The organism is Kitasatospora sp. NRRL B-11411, from assembly GCF_000721345.1.
Taxonomy (GTDB): Bacteria; Actinomycetota; Actinomycetes; order Streptomycetales; family Streptomycetaceae; genus Kitasatospora; species Kitasatospora cineracea.
On sequence record NZ_JOGH01000032.1, the window covers coordinates 1 to 19,227 of the forward strand.

15 protein-coding genes are annotated in these 19,227 nt (G+C 74.3%); 5 read left to right on the plus strand and 10 right to left on the minus strand.

Going from position 1 to position 19,227, the window contains the following annotated elements:
• Positions 1–155 precede the first annotated feature (155 nt).
• Complete coding sequence (locus IH44_RS0116855; protein WP_030460394.1) at positions 156–1,913, minus strand: ABC transporter ATP-binding protein; 1,758 nt, start codon at positions 1,911–1,913, stop codon at positions 156–158.
• Between the two features lie 169 nt (positions 1,914–2,082).
• The gene (locus IH44_RS0116860) at positions 2,083–3,948 is read right to left on the minus strand and encodes an ABC transporter ATP-binding protein (protein ID WP_030460395.1); all 1,866 of its coding nucleotides are present in this window, start codon (positions 3,946–3,948) and stop codon (positions 2,083–2,085) included.
• 392 nt (positions 3,949–4,340) lie between these two features.
• Here IH44_RS0116860 and IH44_RS0116865 point away from each other — a divergent pair, with 392 nt between their 5' ends.
• On the plus strand, positions 4,341–5,216 hold the full coding sequence (locus tag IH44_RS0116865) for an aldo/keto reductase (protein WP_030460396.1): 876 nt from the start codon (positions 4,341–4,343) through the stop codon (positions 5,214–5,216).
• Between the two features lie 168 nt (positions 5,217–5,384).
• On the opposite strand, the gene IH44_RS48095 is transcribed toward IH44_RS0116865, so the two are convergent.
• Complete coding sequence (locus tag IH44_RS48095; RefSeq protein ID WP_232794972.1) at positions 5,385–6,185, minus strand: MarR family winged helix-turn-helix transcriptional regulator; 801 nt, start codon at positions 6,183–6,185, stop codon at positions 5,385–5,387.
• A gap of 507 nt (positions 6,186–6,692) precedes the next feature.
• Between IH44_RS48095 and fabG the strand changes: the two genes are divergently transcribed.
• The 4 genes from fabG to IH44_RS0116895 all read left to right on the plus strand — a co-directional run bounded on the left by fabG (position 6,693) and on the right by IH44_RS0116895 (position 9,509).
• Positions 6,693–7,478 (plus strand): 3-oxoacyl-ACP reductase FabG, encoded by a 786-nt coding sequence (gene fabG, locus IH44_RS0116880; RefSeq protein ID WP_051816991.1) that lies wholly within the window; start codon positions 6,693–6,695, stop codon positions 7,476–7,478.
• Between the two features lie 152 nt (positions 7,479–7,630).
• Positions 7,631–7,822, plus strand: coding sequence for a hypothetical protein (locus IH44_RS0116885; protein WP_030460399.1), 192 nt, complete (start codon positions 7,631–7,633; stop codon positions 7,820–7,822).
• Between the two features lie 306 nt (positions 7,823–8,128).
• Entirely contained in the window at positions 8,129–9,151 is a 1,023-nt protein-coding gene (locus tag IH44_RS49720) for a phosphatase PAP2 family protein (protein WP_369794959.1), read from the plus strand.
• Between the two features lie 82 nt (positions 9,152–9,233).
• Positions 9,234–9,509, plus strand: a complete 276-nt coding sequence (locus IH44_RS0116895; RefSeq protein WP_030460401.1) for a DUF6343 family protein — start codon at positions 9,234–9,236, stop codon at positions 9,507–9,509.
• Positions 9,510–9,512: 3 nt separating this feature from the next.
• On the opposite strand, the gene IH44_RS0116900 is transcribed toward IH44_RS0116895, so the two are convergent.
• The 7 genes from IH44_RS0116900 to hpnE all read right to left on the minus strand — a co-directional run bounded on the left by IH44_RS0116900 (position 9,513) and on the right by hpnE (position 19,190).
• The gene (locus IH44_RS0116900) at positions 9,513–10,904 is read right to left on the minus strand and encodes an aspartate aminotransferase family protein (protein ID WP_030460402.1); all 1,392 of its coding nucleotides are present in this window, start codon (positions 10,902–10,904) and stop codon (positions 9,513–9,515) included.
• Positions 10,905–10,923: 19 nt separating this feature from the next.
• Positions 10,924–12,849 carry a 1-deoxy-D-xylulose-5-phosphate synthase gene (gene dxs / locus IH44_RS0116905; protein ID WP_030460403.1) on the minus strand — a complete coding sequence of 642 codons (1,926 nt, stop codon included), beginning with the start codon at positions 12,847–12,849 and terminating at the stop codon, positions 10,924–10,926.
• A 123-nt stretch (positions 12,850–12,972) separates the two neighbouring features.
• Positions 12,973–13,998, minus strand: coding sequence for an adenosyl-hopene transferase HpnH (hpnH, locus tag IH44_RS0116910; protein ID WP_030460404.1), 1,026 nt, complete (start codon positions 13,996–13,998; stop codon positions 12,973–12,975).
• Between the two features lie 3 nt (positions 13,999–14,001).
• Complete coding sequence (locus IH44_RS0116915) at positions 14,002–14,670, minus strand: hypothetical protein (protein WP_063759629.1); 669 nt, start codon at positions 14,668–14,670, stop codon at positions 14,002–14,004.
• On the minus strand, positions 14,667–16,625 hold the full coding sequence (gene shc / locus IH44_RS0116920) for a squalene--hopene cyclase (RefSeq protein ID WP_030460406.1): 1,959 nt from the start codon (positions 16,623–16,625) through the stop codon (positions 14,667–14,669). Before shc ends, IH44_RS0116915 begins: the two co-directional genes overlap by 4 nt.
• Positions 16,626–16,632: 7 nt before the next feature.
• Positions 16,633–17,796: a polyprenyl synthetase family protein gene (locus IH44_RS0116925; protein ID WP_369794961.1), complete on the minus strand. Its 1,164-nt coding sequence runs from the start codon at positions 17,794–17,796 to the stop codon at positions 16,633–16,635.
• Complete coding sequence (hpnE, locus tag IH44_RS0116930; protein ID WP_030460408.1) at positions 17,793–19,190, minus strand: hydroxysqualene dehydroxylase HpnE; 1,398 nt, start codon at positions 19,188–19,190, stop codon at positions 17,793–17,795. The genes IH44_RS0116925 and hpnE overlap by 4 nt, the downstream gene beginning before the upstream one ends.
• Positions 19,191–19,227 lie beyond the last annotated feature (37 nt).

Below are 19,227 nucleotides of genomic sequence, written 5' to 3' on the forward strand. Positions count from 1 at the left end.
CGCCCATTCACCCGCCCCATTCACCCATCCGCGCTACACCCGCCCCGCCTGCACCCGCCCGCCTGCACCGAGCCACCTGGCACCGGCCCAGCGTCGCACCGCCGCACCGTCCGCCGGAATCCCCGCCGGACGGTGCGGCAACAGCCCCTCCCCCGCTACCTCTCGTCCCGCCAGGACCGCCAGAGCGCCGCGTACGGCCCGCCGGAGGCCACCAGCTCCGGGTGCGGCCCGTACTCGGTGATCCGGCCCTGCTCGACCACCGCGATCACGTCGGCGTCGTGCGCGGTGTGCAGCCGGTGCGCGATCGCCACCACGGTGCGCCCGGCCAGGACCCGGGAGAGCGAACGCTCCAGGTGCCGGGCCGCCCGCGGGTCGAGCAGCGAGGTGGCCTCGTCCAGCACCAGGGTGTGCGGGTCGGCCAGTACCAGCCGGGCCAGCGCCAGCTGCTGGGCCTGGGCGGGCGTCAACGCGGTGCCGCCGGAGCCGACTTCGGTGTCCAGCCCGTCCGGCAGCGCGTCCACCCACTCCTGCGCGTCGACCGCGGTGAGCGCGGCCCGCAGCTCGGTGTCGTCGGCCTCCTCGCGGGCCAGGTGCAGGTTGTCCCGCAGGGTGCCGACGAAGACGTGGTGCTCTTGGTTGACCAGTGCCACCTCGGTGCGCACCCGCTCGGCCGGCATCCGCGACAGCTGCGCCCCGCCGAGCGTGACCAGGCCCCGGCCCGGCGCGTAGATGCCCGCCAGCAGCCGGCCCAGCGTCGACTTGCCCGCCCCCGACGGCCCGACCAGCGCCACCCGGCTGCCCGGCTCGACGTCCAGCGTGATGTCGCGCAGCACGTCCGCCCCCTCCCGGTAGCCGAAGCTGACCTGCCGGGCCTCGACCCGGCGGCCGTCCGGGCGCAGCGCCGCGTCGGTCTCCGGCTCGGCGACCTCGCGGACGCCGACCAGCCGGGCCAGCGAGGTCTGCCCGATCTGCAGCTCGTCGTACCAGCGCAGGATCCGGGAGACCGGGTGCACCAGCGCCTGGGCGTACAGCACCCCGGTGGTCAGCCGGCCCGGGCCGATCCAGCCGTGCAGGGCGAACAGTCCGCCCAGCACCAGGGTGCCGAGCACGGCCAGCGCGTAGGTGCCGTCCACGGTGGGGAACCAGACGCTGCGCAGCCACAGCGTGTACCGCTCCCAGGCGATCCACTCGCTGATCTTCCGGTCCGTCAGCTCCACCCGGCGGTCGCCGAGCCGCAGCGCCTCGACCGTCCGCCCGGCGTCGACCGTCTCGGCGAGCACGGTGTTGACCGCCGCGTACCCGGCCGACTCGTTGCGGTAGGACTGCGGGGCCCGCCGGAAGTACCAGCGGGAGGTGAGGATCAGCAGCGGCAGGCCGAGCACGGCGGTGGCGGCCAGCAGCGGCGAGGTGACCACCAGCGCGCCGAGCACCAGCACCACCGAGACCACGGCGACCACCAGTTCGGGCACCGCGTCGCGGACCGAGCGGGCCAGCCGGTCGATGTCGGTGGTGCCCCGGGAGACCAGGTCACCGGTGCCGGCCCGCTCCAGCACGCCGAGCGGCAGCCCCACCGAGCGGACCAGGAAGTCCTCCCGCAGGTCGGCCAGCGCCTCCTCGCCGAGCACGCTGCCGCGCAGCAGCGACAGCCCGGTGAACACCGACTGCACCACCAGCGCGGCCAGGTACCACCCGATCGCGGCGGCGATCCGCCCGCCTCCGCCCTCCACCGACAGCGACTGCACCAGCGACCCGAGCACCGCCGGCCCGACCAGCCCCGCCACCGTCGCCGCCCCGTGCAGGCCCACCACCGCAGCCAGCCCCTTGCGGTGACGCCGCAACAGCATCCGCCCGTACGCCCGCACGGCCGCGGTGGAGCCGACCGGCAGCGTGGTGGCCGGCCCCTGCTCGTGCATCTTCGGGGGCTTCACGACGTACTCCTTCGACTCCGACTCCGACTCTGACTCTGACTCCAGCTCCAGCTCTGACTCCGGCTCCGGCTCCGGCTCCGGCTCCGCTGGACGTGCTGGTGGACGCGCCCCCGGACGACCTCCGCGGCAGTCCGGACCACGGACGGGCACCCGTTCACTGCGCACCTCCCGAACCCACCGCTACCTCCGCTTCCCCTGCGTCCCCTGCCCTCGCGCCGCCCGGCGCGCCCTCGTCCCGGGTGACGACCGCCCGGTAGCGCGGGTCCGCCGCCATCAGCTCCCGGTGGGTGCCGGTGGCGGCGACCCGGCCCTGCTGGAGCAGCAGGACGGTGTCGGCCCGGTCGAGCAGCAGCGGACTGGTGGCGAAGACCACCGTGGTGCGCCCGGCCCGCAGTTCGCGCAGGCCCGCGGCGATCCGCGACTCGGTGTGGGCGTCGACCGCGCTGGTCGGTTCGTCCAGCACCAGCACCGGCGGGTCGGCCACCAGCGAGCGGGCCAGCGCGAGGCGCTGGCGCTGGCCGCCGGAGAGCGAGCGGCCGCGCTCGGTGATCCGGGCCGCCATCGGGTCGCCCGCGCACTCGGGCGAGCCCTCGACCAGCGCCTCCAGCGCGTCCTCGGCGCGGGCGGCGGCCAGTGCCTCGGCGGGCTCGACCCGGCCGGAGCGGGGGACGTCGAGCAGCCCGGCCAGGGTGCCGGAGAGCAGCACCGGCTCCTTGTCGTGGACCAGCACCGCTGCTCGGGCGGCGGCCAGCGGCACCCCGTCCAGCGCGATCCCGCCGAGCCGGACGGAGGGCTTGGCCCGCTCGCCCTCGGCGAGCGCGGGCCGCCCGCCGAGCCGGGCCGCCAACTCCCCCGCCGCGTCCGGGTCGCCGCAGACCACCGCGGTCAGCCGCCCGGCCCGGGCGGTCAGCCCGCTGACCGGATCGTGCAGGTCCGACCGCCCGGCCCGGCGCACCAGCTCCACCGCGCCCTCACCGCCCCCCGCCCCGACCGGAGCTGACGCTCCGTCACCATTCGGGCCCTCCTCCCGGGTCAGCGCGAGCACCTTGACCGCCCGCCCGGCCGAGACCCGGGCGACGCTCCAGGCGTGCGCGGCCTCGCCGATCACCCGCAGCGGGGCGGCCAGGAAGGCGGTGGCGCCGTAGACGGCGATCAGCTCGCCGACCCCGATCGACCCGTCGAGGGCCAGCCGGGCGCCGTACCAGGTGACGCCGATGACGAACAGGCCGGGCAGCAGCACCTCCTGGGCCTGCATCACCGCCCAGGTGCGAGCGGTACGGACGGCGGCGGCGCGCACCCGCTGGGAGGCGGCCCGGTAGCGGCGCAGGAACAGCTCCTCGCCGCCGATGCCGCGCAGCACCCGCAGCCCGGCGACCGTGTCGGCGGCCAGCTCGGAGGCCTTGCCGCCGAGCGCGCGCTGCTCGGTGTACCGCCGCTCGAACGGCCCGAGCAGCGGCCACACCGCGGCAGCCAGCACGGGCATGCCGAGCAGCACGGCCAGCCCGAGGCCGGGTTGGTGCCACAGCACCACGACGCTGACGCCGAGCCAGGCCAGCACCGCGCCGTACAGCCGGGCGGTGAGCTCGACGTACCAGCCGATCTTCTCGACGTCGCCGCTGGAGACGGCGACGATCTCGCCGGTGGCGATCCGCCGGCTCAACCCGCCGCCCAGCGCGGAGGCCTGACGGGCCACCAGCTGGCGGACCTGGGAGGCGGCGTGGATCCAGTTCCACACCGCCCGGCGGTGCACCAGCACCGTCATCGTGGTCTGCAGGGCGGACAGCAGCAGGGCGAGCAGACCGGCCGCCAGCAGGGCCCGGGTGTCCCGGTCGACGACGGCCTGGACGCCGCGGCCGATCGCCACCGGCAGCGCGGCCAGCGCACCGAGCTCCAGCGTGCTCCACAGCGTGGCGAGCAGCCGGCCCCGGAGCTGGGAGCGGCCGAGCCAGCGCAGGAACCCGCGCGGCGAACTGAGGTCGGGGCTGCCGGGATCGGGCAGCGGAAGGGGGACGAGCGGCATGGTCGCTCCGTTACGGGGTGCGGCGGGGCAGGGAGGGACGGGCCCGGCCGGGGGAGCACGGCGGGCGGCGTCGGCCGGCCGGGCCCGGTGCGGGCTCCGGCGCGTCGGAGGTGAGCGGCGGAAGGGGTGGTCGGCTCGTCACATGCGGTGAGCCTGACCGTCGCCCTGTGACGCACGCAACAGGTTTTCCGGCAGAACGGCCCGATCCGGCCGCCGGCCCCGCCGGCTTTCATCCGTTCCGGGGAACTACCCGCTCCCGGGAATAAACCGCAGCTCACTGCCGTTGCAGCCGCTCCGGAAGCCCGGAGAGGCAACACGGGCAACAACAGCAGGACCAGCAGGACCAGCAGGACCAGCAGAAGCGAACCGGCAACCGAAGGGCACCCCTTCCCGTGACCAGCACCCCCGCAGTCCCCCCGATCCCCTCGATCACGCTGAACGACGGCGTGCGGATCCCGCAGCTCGGCTTCGGCGTCTGGCAGGTGCCGGACGCGGAGGCCGTCCCCGCGGTGCGCACCGCGATCGAGGCCGGCTACCGCTCGATCGACACCGCCGAGATCTACGAGAACGAGAAGGGCACCGGCCAGGCGATCGCCGAGTCCGGCGTGGCCCGCGACGAGCTGTTCGTGACCACCAAGCTGTGGAACTCGGGCACCGTCGACTGGTCCGGTCAGCAGGGCCGCGACCGGGTGCTGCGCACCTTCGACGAGTCGCTCGGCCGCCTCGGCCTCGACCGGCTGGACCTGTACCTGATCCACTGGCCGCGCCCGATGCACGGCGACGCCTTCCTGAACATCTGGCGCGCCTTCGAGCAGCTGCACGCCGAGGGCCGGGTCCGCGCGATCGGCGTCTCCAACTTCCGGGTGCCGGACCTGCGGGCGCTGCTCGCCGAGGCCGAGGTGAAGCCGGCCCTGAACCAGATCGAGCTGCACCCGTACTTCCCGCAGGCCGAGCTGCGCGCCCTGCACGCCGAGCACGGCATCGCCACCGAGGCGTGGAGCCCGCTGGGCCAGGGCAAGGACCTGCTGGCCGAGCCCGCCCTGCTGGCCGTCGCCGCCAAGCACGGCCGCACCGCGGCCCAGGTGGTGCTGCGCTGGCACCTGCAGTCCGGCGTGATCGCCATCCCGAAGTCGGTCACCCCGGCCCGGATCCGGGAGAACCTGGACGTCACCGGCTTCGAGCTGGACGCCGAGGACCTCGCGGCGATCGACGGCATCGCCACCGGGCAGCGGATCGGCCCGGACCCGGCGGACTTCGACTGGAACTGAGAGCGGAGTTGACGCCCCGTCCGCTGACGGAGAGTCAACTCCACCGACGCCGGAGGGGGCCGAAACCCGATCGGGTTTCGGCCCCCTCCGGCACGTCCCGGGCGGTGCCGCGTTACCGGCCGGGGCGCGCTCGCCGCCCGAACGACCGGGCAGCGTTTTGCAGAATCGTTACAGCCGGGCCGCCTTCGCGAGCAGCGCCAGTGCCGGTGCGTGCTCCTGCGGTTCCAGCGGGGCGAGCAGTGCCTCCTGGACCTCGCGGACCCCGGCGGTGGAGCGGTGCAGCAGCTCCTGGCCGGTCGGGGAGAGCGAGAGCAGGTTGCGGCGCCCGTCCGAGGGGTCCCGGCGGCGCAGCACCAGGCCGCGCCGGACCAGCCGGCTGACCATCTCGGCCATCGTCGCCTTGTCGAGCGAGGCCAGCTCACCGACCGTGCGCTGGTCGGCGCCCGGCTCGGTCTCCAGGGCGTCCAGCACCGCGTACTGAGGGGCCGTCAGCTCGGTGCCGACCTTCTCCGTCCAGAGCTTGGTGTGCACCTGCTGGGCGACCCGGATCAGGTAGCCGATGGCCCGCTGGGCGTCCAGCGTGGGCCTGGCCTCCCCCGGCACGGCGACCGCGGACGGCTCCAGCCGGGCTATCCGGGCCATCACCCGGACGATCTCCAGCTGCTCGTCCGGGCCGAGCGGCTCGAACAGGGTCCGCTGGACCCGGACCACGCCGCCGGTCGCCTCGCGGACGGCCTGAGCGCCGCTCTGCGAGAGGGCGAGCAGCTTGCGGCGGCCGTCGGCCGGGTCCCGGCGGCGGAGCACCAGGCCCCGTCGGACCAGCCGGGCGACCATCTCGGCCATCGTCGCCTTGTCGAGCGAGGCCCGTTCGCCGACCGTGCGCTGGTCGGCTCCGGGCTCCAGGGCCAGTACCAGCAGCACCGCGAACTGCGGAGCCGTCAGCTCGGTACCGACGTATTCGGACCACAAGCGGGTGTGCACCTGCTGGGCCACGCGGATGAGGTGACCGGGCGACTGCTGCAGTCGGCCGGGCACGCGGGTTGTCGGGATCTCCCCCAGCACCATGAAATCCGTCCCGGTGTCACGCCCGGGTGTGTGTGGGACACCCGAGCGGGGCAGTAACGGCGAGTGAGCATCCCGCTGTGAGTGAGGACGCGCCGGCCGTGCAGCCGGTGGCTGCTGGCGCACACTATACAAACGGTCGGCCTGGACTGGCAGGTAGGGGCGCAGAGTAGTCGCAGGTTCGGCGAAGTTGGCATATTTCCCCCGCATGTCGGGACCACGCCCAACCCGGTTCACCCGCTCGGCCGCTTTTCGCCCTCACCCTCCGTCACCTGCGGCGCTGCCCCTGGCCGGAAACCCTACCCGCCGGTAGGGTTGCCGCGCTGCGCGCTGCGCACCTCATTTATTTCTCATCCACGGGTCGCCGGCCCGCGCCGGTCCCGTCGTCCGACTTCGAGAGAGACGAGTACGAAGATGACCGAGCAGAGCACGTCCGTGACCGCCGACGCCCCGGTGCGGGTGGCCGTGGTGACGGGTGCGGCGCGTGGGATCGGCGCCGCCACCGCGCTCCGGCTGGCCGCGGACGGTTACGCCGTCGCCGTGGTCGACCTGGAGGAGTCCACCGCCAAGGGCACCGCCGAGGCGATCGAGGCCGCGGGCGGCCGCGCGCTGGCCGTCGGCGCGGACGTGTCGGACGCCGAGCAGGTGCAGGCCGCGGTGGACCGGATCGCCGCCGAGCTGGGCACCCCGGTGGTGCTGGTGAACAACGCCGGCGTGCTGCGCGACAACCTGCTGTTCAAGATGTCCGAGTCGGACTGGGACACCGTGATGAGCGTGCACCTCAAGGGCGCCTTCCTGATGACCCGCGCGGTGCAGAAGCACATGGTGGCGGCCGGCTTCGGGCGGGTCGTCAACCTGTCCTCCTCCTCCGCCCAGGGCAACCGCGGCCAGGCCAACTACTCGGCGGCCAAGGCCGGCCTGCAGGGCTTCACCAAGACCCTGGCGATCGAGCTGGGCAAGTTCGGCATCACCGCCAACGCGGTCGCCCCCGGCTTCATCGCCACCGACATGACCGCGGCCACCGCGGCCCGGGTCGGCATGGAGTTCGAGGCGTTCAAGCAGGCCGCCGCCTCCGCCATCCCGGTCCAGCGGGTCGGCGTGCCGGAGGACATCGCGCACACCATCTCCTTCCTGGCCTCCGAGGGCGCCGGCTTCGTCTCCGGCCAGGTCATCTACGTGGCCGGCGGCCCGCTCGACTGACCCGGCCGGCGCCGCGGCGCGCTCGTGGTGCGCCGCCCGGGGCCGGGGTCCAGACTCGATGGCAGACCTCCCGCCGCCGGCCCCGGCGGCGGGCGCGCCCCGTCGGAGGGGCCGGGCCGGCCCCTCCGGCGCTCCACCCACGGAGGATCTTGATGACCGACTCCACGGACAGCGAGTCCATGCCGACCCCGGACAACCTGCTGCACACCGGGGCGGAGCACCCGGTCGACCCCGAGGACCTGGTGATGGCCTCGGGCCGCACGCCCACCCCGGCGCTGCTGGCGAAGGCCAAGAAGGACCTGGAGGAACAGGGCGCGGCGGCCGTCGAACGACTGCTGCCCTGAGCCCGGCGCCGCCCGTTCGAATCGGCGGCCGATTTCCCGGAAGCGACCCGGAAGTGACCTGGGTCACGGGAAATCGGCCGCCTCATTCGTTCTCGCACCACCGTCCGGGCCATTGGAGAAACCACCGGAATGCGGCGCCCGGGAGCGCCGGGGAGCGTGATTTCCCCCACGCACCGCACCTTTCCGGCCCCGCCGCTCCGCCCTTGAACTGCCCCTATGGAGAAACCGGGGACGACACGTCACCAGCGGGTGACAGATCCCCCGAATAGCCCGGAAGGCTCCGGGGCGACCGGTAATGTCGAAGCCGTGCCAGCCAAGCCCGAATCACCCGAGCAACAGATATCGACCGCACCGCGCGCGGTTCCGGTCCGATCCGGTCACGATCCCCACACCGGAACGACCGAATCCGCGCTCCCGTCGATCAGCCGGCGGCACGCCCTGCTCTTCGGCCTGGTCGGAGTGCTCTACCTGCTGGTGGTCCTGGCCATCCTGTACGACTCCCCGCTGGTCGACCTGGACTGGTCGCTGCAACTGCTGCGGCCGTACCGGCGCTGGCCGGACGCCCTGCCCTACCTGGACATCTGGGTGATCGCCGGACAGCGCGGCCCGACCGCGATCGCGGCCTGCCTGTGGCTGGGCTGGCGCTGCTACCGCTCGCACTCGGCGCGGCCGCTGCTGGTGATGGGCATGGCCCTGCTGCTGCTGAACGTCACGGTCGGCGGGGTGAAGATCCTGACCGGCCGGCTGGGCCCGCACTACGCGCACTACGTGGGCTCGCCCGAACTGTTCTCCGGCGGCAGCATCTTCCCCTCCGGCCACACCGCGAACGCCGTGGTCACCTGGGGCGTGCTGGCCTACCTGGCCACCCGCTGGCGCCGCACCGGCACCGTGCTGGCGGGACTCACCGCGGCCTCGATCGGGCTGACCACCGTCTACCTGGGCACCCACTGGATCTCGGACGTGTTCGCGGGCTGGGCGGCGGGCGCGCTGGTGCTGCTCTCGCTGCCGCTGGCCGAGCCGGCCGTCGCCGCGCTGGACCGGCGGGTGCTGGCCGCCTGGCACCGGGAGGGCCGCTTCGCCCGCCCGGCCGCCGTGCCCCGGCCGCGCCCGACCGCCTCCCCGCTCCCGCAGCCGTGGCCGTCCCACCCGCTGCCGGCCCGTCCTCAGCCCGCCCAGGCGCGCTCCACCACGCCGTCGCGCACCGTCAGGTTGAGCCGGTCCGAGCGGTACTCCATGGTCAGCAGCGCGTCCGGCGCCAGCACCCGCACGGTGCGCCAGCCGCGCTCGGCGGCCAGCGCCCGGGCCGGTTCCACCGGCAGCCCCGGATAGTCGTCCAGCCGGTCGTCCATCGTTCCGCCTCCCCGTACCCGAACGGTCCTACCCTGGAAGGGTACGAGGGAGGCGGTTGCGTATGCGGCGGGCCAGGACCCCGAAGGTGTGGCTGAGCGGGACGGAGCCGGCCAACGCGCGCAGCGACCTGAAGCTGCGCTTCCTGCTGTCGGTGCTGTTCCTGCCGTTCTTCGCGCTCTGCACGGCAGGGTTCGCGGTGTGGGCGGCACTGGCCTCCCCGCACGGCGCGCCCAGCAGCGGGACACTGGTGGTGTTCGCGGTGGGCTGCGGGGTGCTGACCGCGGTGGCGGCGGCGGACCTGTGGGTCGTGGTGCGCCGCCGCCGCACCGAGCTGTGACCGCTAGCGCGAGCCGACCGCCTGCTTGACCAGCGTCCGCCCGAAGTCCCACATCAGGCCGCTGCCGCGGTGGGCGTCGTCCATCACCTCGGTGAAGGCGTCGACGAAGCGGTCGACCTCCTTCTCGGTGACGATCAGCGGCGGGATCAGCTTGATCACCTCCAGGTGGTCGCCGGAGACCTGGGTGAGGATCCGGTGCCGCTGCAGCAGCGGGACGACCACCATCTGCGCGAACAGCCCCTTGCGGGCGGCCTGCAGCGCCGTCCAACCGGTGCGTAGCTTCAGCGACTTGGGGCGGCCGAACTCGATGCCGATCATCAGCCCGCGCCCGCGCACCTCGGCGAGCAGCTCGTACCGCTCGGTCAGCGCCGCCAGCCGGGACCGGAACAGTTCGCCGACCTTCGCGGCGTTCTCCACCACGCCCTCCTGCCGCATCACGTGCAGGGTGGCCAGGCCGGCGGCCATCGCCTGGGCGTTGGAGCCGAAGCTGGCGGAGTGGACCAGCACCCGGTCCATCGAGGAGTACACCTTCTCGAAGATCCACGACTTGCCGAGCGTCGCCCCGATCGGCACGTACCCGCCGGAGAGCGCCTTGGCCGCGCAGACCAGGTCGGGGCGGACGCCCTCCTCGGCCTGGTAGGCGAAGAAGGTGCCGGTGCGGCCGACGCCGGTCTGCACCTCGTCGCAGATCAGCAGCGCCTTGTGGGCGTGCAGCAGTTCCTGGGCGGCGGCCAGCCAGCCGGGCGGCGGGGCGAGCACGCCCTTGCCCTGGATCGGTTCGACGATCAGCGCCGCGACGTCGCCCTTCTTCAGCTCCTTCTTCAGCGCGCCGAGGTCGCCGAGCGGGATCGCGGTGTCCGGCAGCAGCGGGTCGAAGCCCTTGCGGAAGCCGCCCTCGCCGTTGACCGAGAGCGAGCCCGCGGTGAGGCCGTGGAAGGCGTGGTCGCAGTACAGGACGCGGCGCTTCCCGGTGGCGTACCGGGCGAACTTGAGCGCCGTCTCGACCGCCTCGGTGCCGCTGTTGCCGAAGAACACCCGGTCCAGGCCGGGGGCGTGGGCGATCAGCTGCTCGGCGAGCAGGCCGGGCAGCGGGGAGCAGTCGAAGCGGGTCAGGTCGGCCGTCTCCAGCTCCATCACCTGCTCGATCGCGGCCCGGACGGCGGGGTGGTGCCGGCCGAGCGCGAAGATGCCGAACCCGGCGAGCATGTCGAGGTACTCGTTGCCCTCGGCGTCGTAGAAGTACGGCCCCTTGGCGCGTTCGTAGTACCGGTCGAAGCCGATGGTGTGCAGCATCCGGGGCAGCTGCGGGTTGAGGTAGCGGGCGTGCAGTTCGTAGCGCTCGCCGCCCCGGGCGTCGAGCAGGGCGGCGAGGTCGAGCGGTTCGGCCTGGGTCACGCTGGTTCTCTCCGATCGGTCACTTGCGCGGCACCCTGGGCCGGTACTCCTGGGCGCCGCTCCGCGTGCCGGGCAGCAGGCGGCGGGCGTAGGCGGCGGTCTGGGCGGCGACGCCGGTGCCGGTGAGTCCGATCTCCTCCAGGATCTCACCGCGCGAGGCGTGCGCCAGGAACTCCTGCGGGATGCCCAGGTCGCGCAGCGGGACGTCGACCTCGGCGTCCCGCATGGCCTGGGCGACGGCGGCGCCGACGCCGCCGGCCCGCCCGTTGTCCTCGACGGTGACCACCATCCGGTGCGCGGCGGCCAGCGCGACCAGCGCCGGGTCGACGGGCTTGACCCAGCGCGGGTCGACCACGGTGGCGGTGATGCCGTCGGCGGCCAGCAGCGCGGCGGCGTCCAGGCAGGCGGGCGCCATCGGGCCGACGGCGACCAGCAGCACGTCGGGGCTGGGGCCGGTGCGGGCCAGCACGTCGACGCCGCCGATCCGCTCGACCGCCGGGATCGCGGGCCCGAGGTCGCCCTTGGGGAAGCGCACCACGGTGGGCGCGTCCTCGACGGCGACGGCCTCCCGGAGCTGCTCGCGCAGCCGGTCGGCGTCGCGCGGGGCGGCCAGCCGCAGCCCGGGGACGACCTGCAGGACCGACATGTCCCACATGCCGTTGTGCGAGGCCCCGTCGTTGCCGGTGACGCCCGCCCGGTCGAGCACGAAGGTGACGCCGAGCCGGTGCAGCGCGACGTCCATCAGCACCTGGTCGAAGGCCCGGTTCAGGAAGGTCGCGTACACCGCGACGACGGGGTGCAGCCCGCCGGTGGCCAGGCCCGCGGCGGAGGCCACCGCGTGCTGCTCGGCGATCCCGACGTCGTAGGTCCGCCCGGGGTGCGCGGCGGCGAACGGCCCGAGCCCCACCGGGTGCAGCATCGCGGCGGTGACGGCGACCAGGTCGGGGCGCTCGGCGCCGAGGGCGAGCATCTCCTGCCCGAACACGGAGGTCCAGGAGGCCCCGGCGGACGGGGAGATCGGCAGGCAGGTGTACGGGTCGATCGGGCCCACCGCGTGGAAGCGGTCGGCCTCGTCCTGCTCGGCGGGCCGGTAGCCGCGGCCCTTGACGGTCAGGCAGTGCACGATGACGGGCCCGCCGAAGTTCCGGGCCTGGCGCAGCGCCTGTTCGACGGCGGCGATGTCGTGGCCGTCGATCGGGCCGAGGTACTTCAGGCCGAGGTCCTCGAACATGCCCTGCGGGGCGAAGGCGTCCTTGAAGCCCTTCTTGGCGCCGTGCAGCGCGTCGAACAGCGGCGGGCCGACCACGGGGGTGCGCTGCAGGGCGTCCTTGCCCCAGGCCAGGAAGCGCTCGTAGCCGCGGGTGGTGCGCAGGGTGGCGAGGTGGTGGGCGAGGCCGCCGATGGTCGGCGAGTAGGAGCGCTCGTTGTCGTTGACGACGATGACCAGCGGGCGGTCCTCGGCCTCGGCGATGTTGTTGAGCGCCTCCCAGGCCATGCCGCCGGTGAGCGCGCCGTCGCCGATCACCGCGACGGTGCAGCGGTCCACCCCGAGCAGCTGGTTGGCCTTGGCGATGCCGTCGGCGTAGCCGAGCGCGGTGGAGGCGTGCGAGTTCTCGATCAGGTCGTGCTCGGACTCGGCCCGCGAGGGGTAGCCGGAGAGCCCGTCCTTGGCGCGCAGCCGGCTGAAGTCCTGCCGGCCGGTGAGCAGTTTGTGCACGTAGGCCTGGTGGCCGGTGTCCCACAGGACGCGGTCGTGCGGGGAGTCGAAGACCCGGTGCAGAGCGATGCTGAGCTCGACCACGCCGAGGTTGGGGCCGAGGTGGCCGCCGGTGCGGGTGACGGCGTCGATCAGGAAGTCGCGGATCTCGTCGGCGAGCAGCGGCAACTGCTCGGGGTGCAGGCGTCGGAGGTCGGCGGGCCCGGTGATCCGGCTCAGCAGTGGCATGGCGTACCCCTCACGGCTGGTTCGGTGTGCGTGGAGTGTCGGTGTCCAGCCTGCGGCCCGGTGGTCGCGGTCGCCTGTCGGCGTGGGCCGCCCGCGCGGGCGCGGGCGGCCGGTGACGGCCGGTCAGACCGCCTTGGGCGAGGCGAGGGTCTCGCGGGCGGCGCGGATCGACTCCTTGAGCGAGCCCATGGTGGCGAGCACCGCGGTCGGCTCGTAGCCGCAGTGGGCCATGCAGTTGTCGCAGCGCGGGTCGCGGCCGCGGCCGTACTTGTCCCAGTCGGTCTTCTCGATCAGCTCGCGGTAGGTGGGGACGTAGCCGTCGGACATCAGGTAGCAGGGGCGCTGCCAGCCGAACAGCGAGTAGTTGGGGATGCCCCAGGCGGTGCACTCGAAGTCGACCTTGCCCTCCAGGAAGTCCAGGAACAGCGGGCTGTGGTTGAGTCGCCAGCGCCGCCGGTTGCCGCCGGCGAAGGCCTTGCGGAACAGCTCGCGGGTCTGTTCGACGCCGAGGAAGTGCTCCTGGTCGGGGGCCTTCTCGTAGGCGTAGGCCGGGGAGATCATCATCTCGTCGACCTTGAGGTCGTCGTTGAGGAAGTCCAGCACCTCGACCACGGTCTGCGCGGTGTCGGTGTTGAAGAAGGTCGAGTTGGTGGTGACCCGGAAGCCCCGCCGCTTGGCCTCCTTGATCGCCTCGACGGCCTCCGCGAACGTCCCCTCCTTGGCCACCGAGGCGTCGTGCCGCTCCTCCAGGCCGTCGATGTGGACGGCGAAGGTGAAGTACGGCGAAGGGGTGAACTTGTCGAGCTTCTTGCGCAGCAGCAGGGCGTTGGTGCACAGGAAGACGTACTTGCGGCGCTCCACCAGCTGGCGGACGATCTCGTCGATCTGCGGGTGCATCAGCGGCTCGCCGCCGGCGATGGAGACCATCGGGGCGCCGCACTCCAGGACCGCGCCGACCGCCTGGGCGACCGGCATCCGCTGCTTGAGGACGCCCGCCGGGTGCTGGATCTTCCCGCAGCCCTCGCACTTGAGGTTGCAGGCGAACAGCGGCTCCAGCTCGACGATGAGCGGGAACTTCTTCCGCCCCCTGATCTTCTGCTGCATGAGGTAGGTGGACACGCGGACGGTCTGACGCAGCGGCATGGCCATGGCTTAGCTCGCCTCCTGGGGGAGCGTCGAGGGCTGTGGGTTCGTCAGCTGGGCGGGCGTGGCGGCGACCTGCCGGTGCCACGCGGTGAGGGCGGGGACGGCGGCGCGCAGCGTCCGCCAGGCCCGGACCCCGGCCGGCAGGGTGCCGGGGCGGATCAGTTCCCGCTCGGGGGTGTCGACCACCACCCGCAGCACCGCCGCGGGCAGGCCGGGGGCGTGCGCGGCGCGGGCGGCGAGGACGGCGGCGGCCTCCATGTCGACGGCGAGCGCGCCCGCGGCGTGCAGCCGGGCCCGTTCGGCGCCGCGCACCACGTGGTCGGCGGTGCGGTGGGTGCCGAGGTGGGCCCGCAGGCCCGCCTCCTCCAGGGCGGTGGCCAGCGCGGGCGCGGAGGCCAGCGGGTGGTCGCCGCCCTCGGCGTCGGTGACCCGGTCGGCGACGATCACCTCGCCGGGGCGCACCCCGGGCCCGAGCGCCGCGCCGAACCCGGCGACCAGCAGGGCCCCGTAGCCGCCCGCGTCGAGCAGGGCGGCGGCCTTCTGCCCGGCGGCCCTGCGGCCCATCCCGGTCCGGGCCAGCACTGGCGGGCCGCCGGCCGCACCGGACCAGTCGCCGCCGCGCAGCGCCCAGGCCTCCGGCCCGAGCGCGCACAGCACCAGCAGCGGCGCGGTCATCGCGCACCGCCCCGGCCGAGCGGGGTGCCGTGCACGTAGCGGCCGAGCGCGGTGACCGGGAAGACCAGCCGGTACAGGTGGTAGTTGATGGAGAAGTCCCAGGGGAAGCCGGTGCCGGTGAACTGCGGTTCGTCCCACGTCCCGTCGGGGCGCTGGGTGGCGGTGAGCCAGGCGACGCCGCGCTCGACCGCCTCGGACTCGCGCTCGCCGGCCGCCAGCAGCGCCATCAGCGCCCAGGCGGTCTGCGAGGCGGTGGACTCGCCGCGGCCGGCCCAGGTGGCCGGGTCCTCGTAGGAGCGCATGTCCTCGCCCCAGCCGCCGTCCGGGTTCTGCCGGCCGGTCAGCCAGGCGACGGCGCGCCGGACGGCGGGGTGGCCGGGGGTGAGGCCGGCGGCGATCAGGGCGGGCACCACCGAGCCGGTGCCGTAGATGTAGTTGGTGCCCCAGCGGCCGAACCAGGAGCCGTCGGCCTCCTGGTGGCGCAGCAGCCAGGCGACGCCGCGCCGGGTGCGCGGGTCCCGGGTGCGGCCGGTCTCGGCGAGCATCTCCACCACGTGCGCGGTGACGTCGGCCGAGGGCGGGTCGATGACCTCGCCGAAGTCGCAGAACGGGAGCTTGTTGGGGAGCCTGCTGGTGTTGTCGGCGTCGAAGGCGCCCCAGGCGCCGTCCTTGGACTGCATGCCGAGGTTCCACTCGACGGCCCGTTCGACGGCGCCGGCCAGCCGGGCGGTGTCGGGGTGGTCGATCCGGCGCAGCGCGAGGACCACCTCGGCGGTGTCGTCGACGTCCGGGTAGGTGTCGTTCTGGAACTCGAAGGCCCAGCCGCCGGGGGCCAGCCGGGGGCGTTTGACGGCCCAGTCGCCGCGGGTGGTGATCTCCTCGCCGAGCATCCAGCTGCCGGCGCCCACCAGGGCGGGGTGGTCGCCGGGCAGTCCGGCGTCGCGCAGCGCGATGGCGGCCAGGCAGGTGTCCCAGACCGGGGACTGGCAGGCCTCCATCCAGCGCTTGCCGTCCTCGGTGTGGACGGTGAAGGAGTCGAAGGCGGCGAGCCCGGCCTTCATCACCGGGTGGTCGAGCCGGTAGCCGAGCAGCCGCAGCGCGATCAGCGAGTAGACGGCGGGCGGCTGGATGCCGCCCCAGCAGCCGTCGGCCTCCTGCCGCTCGATGATCCAGGCGGCGGCCTGCCGCAGCGCCAGGCGGCGCACCGGCTTGATGGCGTGCCGGTGGTAGCGGTGCATCAGCTGGTCGAGCCGCTGGAAGAGGCCGTCCCAGCTGTGCGCGGGGGCGAGCGGCCGCTCGGGGTACGGGTCGGCCGGGTCGGTGTGCAGTTCGCCGAGGCCGAACGGGGCGGGGCGGACCGGGCGGTGCGCGGAGACCACGGTGAGCGGGACGATGGTCTGCCGGGCCCACTGGCCGAAGGAGTAGATGTTCAGCGGCGCCCAGCTGGGCAGGAACAGCACCTCGGGGGGCAGCTCGGGGAGCTTCTCCCAGGGCCACCAGCCGAACAGGGCGAGCCAGATCCGGGTGAACACCCGGCTGGCGGCGATGCCGCCGCGCTCGCGGACGAAGGCGGCGGCGGCCCGCATGTGCGGGGCGTCCGGGGCGTCCCCGGCGAGCCGGAGGGCCACGTACGCCTCGACGGTGGTGGAGAGTTCGGGCGGGCCGCCGTGGAAGGTGGCCCAGGTGCCGTCCTCCCGCTGCCGGGAGCGGATCCAGGCCGCGGTGGCCCGGGTCTGCTCCTCGGTGCGGATGCCCAGGAACTCCCTGAGCAGCAGGTCTTCGGCGTCCATGGTGACGTTGGTCTCCAGGTCGCCCTTCCACCAGCCGTCGGCGTGCTGGAGTGACAGCAGGTGTGCGGTGGCCCGGCTGAGCGCCGCCGCGGGTGAGGAATCGTCAGATCGTGTTACTGCAACTGAGGTTTGGGGTCCGAGCCTTCCACCCGCGGTTGCTGTCACTCTTACGTCACCTCTCTCTGACCACCACGAATTCGGCGAGTGCGACGAAGTGCTCGCGCACCTCGTCGGCCATGGGCACCTCGCCGAGGGCGGCGAGGGCGGTGTCGTACTGGCGGCGGGCCTCTTCCTGCGTCCAGGCCCGGCCGCCGGCCCGCTCGATCAGCGCGGCGCGGGCGGCGAGCACCTGCTCGCTCTCCTCGCCGCGGCCGGTCGGGTCGGCCAGCTGTGCGGCCAGCTCGCGGGAGGCGGCGCCCCCCTCGGCCAGCGCGGCGCACACCGGCAGCGACTTCTTCCGCGACTGGAGGTCGCTCCAGTGCGGCTTGCCGGTCACTTCGGTGGCGCCCCAGATGCCCAGCAGGTCGTCCACCGCCTGGAACGCCAGGCCCAGGTGGTGGCCGTACCGCTGGAGCGCGTCGGAGACCTTGTCGTCGGCGCCGGCCAGCACCGCGCCGATCGCCGCGGAGGCCGCCAGCAGGGCGCCGGTCTTGCCGCCCTCCATGGCCAGGCACTCCTCGACCGTCACCGCGTCGCGCTGCTCGAACGAGACGTCCAGGGCCTGGCCGTCGATCAGCCCCCGGGTGGCGGTGGTGATCAGCCGGACGGCGCGGGCGGCGTCGGCCGGGGCGGCCCCGCCGGTCACCGCGGCGTCCAGCAGGACCTCGGTGCCGAGGGTGGCCAGCGCGTCGCCGGCCAGCACGGCCTGGGCCGGACCGAACACCGTCCAGGCGGTGGCCCGGTGCCTGCGCGTCTCGTCACCGTCCATCAGGTCATCATGGAGGAGGGAGAAATTGTGCACCAGCTCGACCGACACGCCGCCGGGTACGCCCACCTGCGCGTCGGCGCCCACCGCTTCGGCTGACAGCAGGGCCAGCGCCGGGCGCACCGCCTTGCCGCCGTCGCCCGCGGCGGGGCGGCCGTCCCGGTCGATCCAGCCGAAGTGGTAGGCCGCGACGGTGTCCATCGGTGCCGCCAAACGGGCGACGGCCGCGCGCATCGGCGGCGTGCAGAGCGTGCGTCCGCGCGCCAGCAGGTCGAGGACGGTCGGGGTGTCCTCGACCGTCGAGCCGGTGCGTGCCTCCACGTGCGTTCCCTCTCGGTGCGTCCGTCCGGCCGCGGCGGGCGGTCGGACGGTTGTGGTGTCGGTGGTCGGGGGGTGGGGGCTCGGCGTCATCGGGGCCACCGCCCGTCTCCCCGGTCGACCGGGAGCCGGCCGTGGCCGGCCAGGGCGGCGTCGGCGGCAGCGTGCCCGCTGCGCACCGCGCCCTCCATGGTCGCTGGCCAACCCGTGGCCGTCCAGGACCCGGCGAGCAGGATGCCGGGGAGGTCGGTGCGCGCGCCGGGGCGCAGCCGGGCGGTGCCGGGCGCCGGGTCGAAGGTGGCGGTGCGCTCCCGGGTGACGAAGAAGTCCAGCACCCGGGCGCCGCGGGCGGCCGGCAGCAGTCGCTCCAGCTCCGGCAGGTAGCGGGCCCGCAGCTCGGCCACCGGCAGGTCGATCTCGTCCTCGGCGGCGGACTGCGAGACCGCCAGGTACTGGGCGCCGGGGACGGCCAGGCCGGAGTGCCGGGTGCGGTCGAAGACGAACTGCACCGGGGAGCCGAGCGCCGCGAAGAACGGGCGGCGGATCAGCGGCCGGTCGTAGACCACGTGCACGTTGAGGATCGGGGCGGTGCCGAAGCCGGCCAGCCGGTGCTGGTCGGGGATGGCGCCGGGCGGCAGCAGGGCGGCCGCGGTGTCCTGGGCGCCGGCCAGCACCACGGTGTCGGCGGTGAGCAGCTCGCCGCCCTCCAGCCGGACGGCGTTCTGCTCGGCGGCCTTCAGTTCGGCGGCCCGGGTGCGCAGCCGGATCCGGACGCCGGCCCGCTCCAGCTCGGCCGTCGCCCGGTCGTGGTGGATCCCGCCGAGCGGGACGCCGGCCGTGCCGATGTCGGCGGCGCCCGGCTCGGAGAGCAGGCCGGTCTTGAAGACCATCGCGGCCAGCGCCATCGAGGTGCGGTCGGCGGTGGCGTTCAGGGTGGCCACGCCGACCAGGTCCCAGACGGCGGCCACGGTGGCCGGGGTCTGGCCGTGCCGGCGCAGCCACTCGCCGAAGGAGAGGTCGTCCAGCGCCGGGTCGGCGAGGTCGAGCTTCTGCAGGGCGAGCGCGCCGCGCACCACCCGCAGCCGGTCGGCCGGGCTCAGGTGCCGGTAGGTGGCGAGGCTGCCGGCCAGGTGCAGCGGGACGGGCAGCTCGGCGCGGCGCAGCCGGCCGAGGCTGCGGCTGCCGTCGGGGGCGAGCGAGAGCACCGGGACGTCCAGCCGGGGCTGGAGGTCGACCATGGCGTTCGCGCCGAGCCGGTCGACCAGGCCGCGGTAGGCGGTGCAGCAGCGCAGGTAGACGTGCTGGCCGTTGTCGACGGTCAGTTCGCCGCGCTGGAAGGAGAAGGCCAGGCCGCCGAGCCGGGGCCGGGCCTCCAGCAGGGTGGTGCGCACGCCCGCGTCGGCGAGGCGGAGGGCGGCGGTGATGCCGGCCAGGCCGCCGCCGACGACCACGGCGGTGCGCTCGCGCGGCGCTGTCGGCGTGCTCATCGGCCCTCCCGGACGGCAGTGGACGGTGGGCACAACA

Excerpts from the sequence above, each read along its gene's own strand:
- IH44_RS0116915 (WP_063759629.1), bottom strand. The coding sequence starts at position 14,670 with ATGACCGCGCCGCTGCTGGTGCTGTGCGCGCTCGGGCCGGAGGCCTGG.
- IH44_RS0116885 (WP_030460399.1), top strand. The coding sequence starts at position 7,631 with ATGACCGACTCCACGGACAGCGAGTCCATGCCGACCCCGGACAACCTG.
- IH44_RS0116925 (WP_369794961.1), bottom strand. The coding sequence starts at position 17,796 with ATGACGCCGAGCCCCCACCCCCCGACCACCGACACCACAACCGTCCGA.
- dxs (WP_030460403.1), bottom strand. The coding sequence starts at position 12,849 with ATGCCACTGCTGAGCCGGATCACCGGGCCCGCCGACCTCCGACGCCTG.
- hpnE (WP_030460408.1), bottom strand. The coding sequence starts at position 19,190 with ATGAGCACGCCGACAGCGCCGCGCGAGCGCACCGCCGTGGTCGTCGGC.
- fabG (WP_051816991.1), top strand. The coding sequence starts at position 6,693 with ATGACCGAGCAGAGCACGTCCGTGACCGCCGACGCCCCGGTGCGGGTG.
- hpnH (WP_030460404.1), bottom strand. The coding sequence starts at position 13,998 with ATGGCCATGCCGCTGCGTCAGACCGTCCGCGTGTCCACCTACCTCATG.
- IH44_RS0116860 (WP_030460395.1), bottom strand. The coding sequence starts at position 3,948 with ATGCCGCTCGTCCCCCTTCCGCTGCCCGATCCCGGCAGCCCCGACCTC.
- IH44_RS0116855 (WP_030460394.1), bottom strand. The coding sequence starts at position 1,913 with ATGCACGAGCAGGGGCCGGCCACCACGCTGCCGGTCGGCTCCACCGCG.
- IH44_RS0116895 (WP_030460401.1), top strand. The coding sequence starts at position 9,234 with ATGCGGCGGGCCAGGACCCCGAAGGTGTGGCTGAGCGGGACGGAGCCG.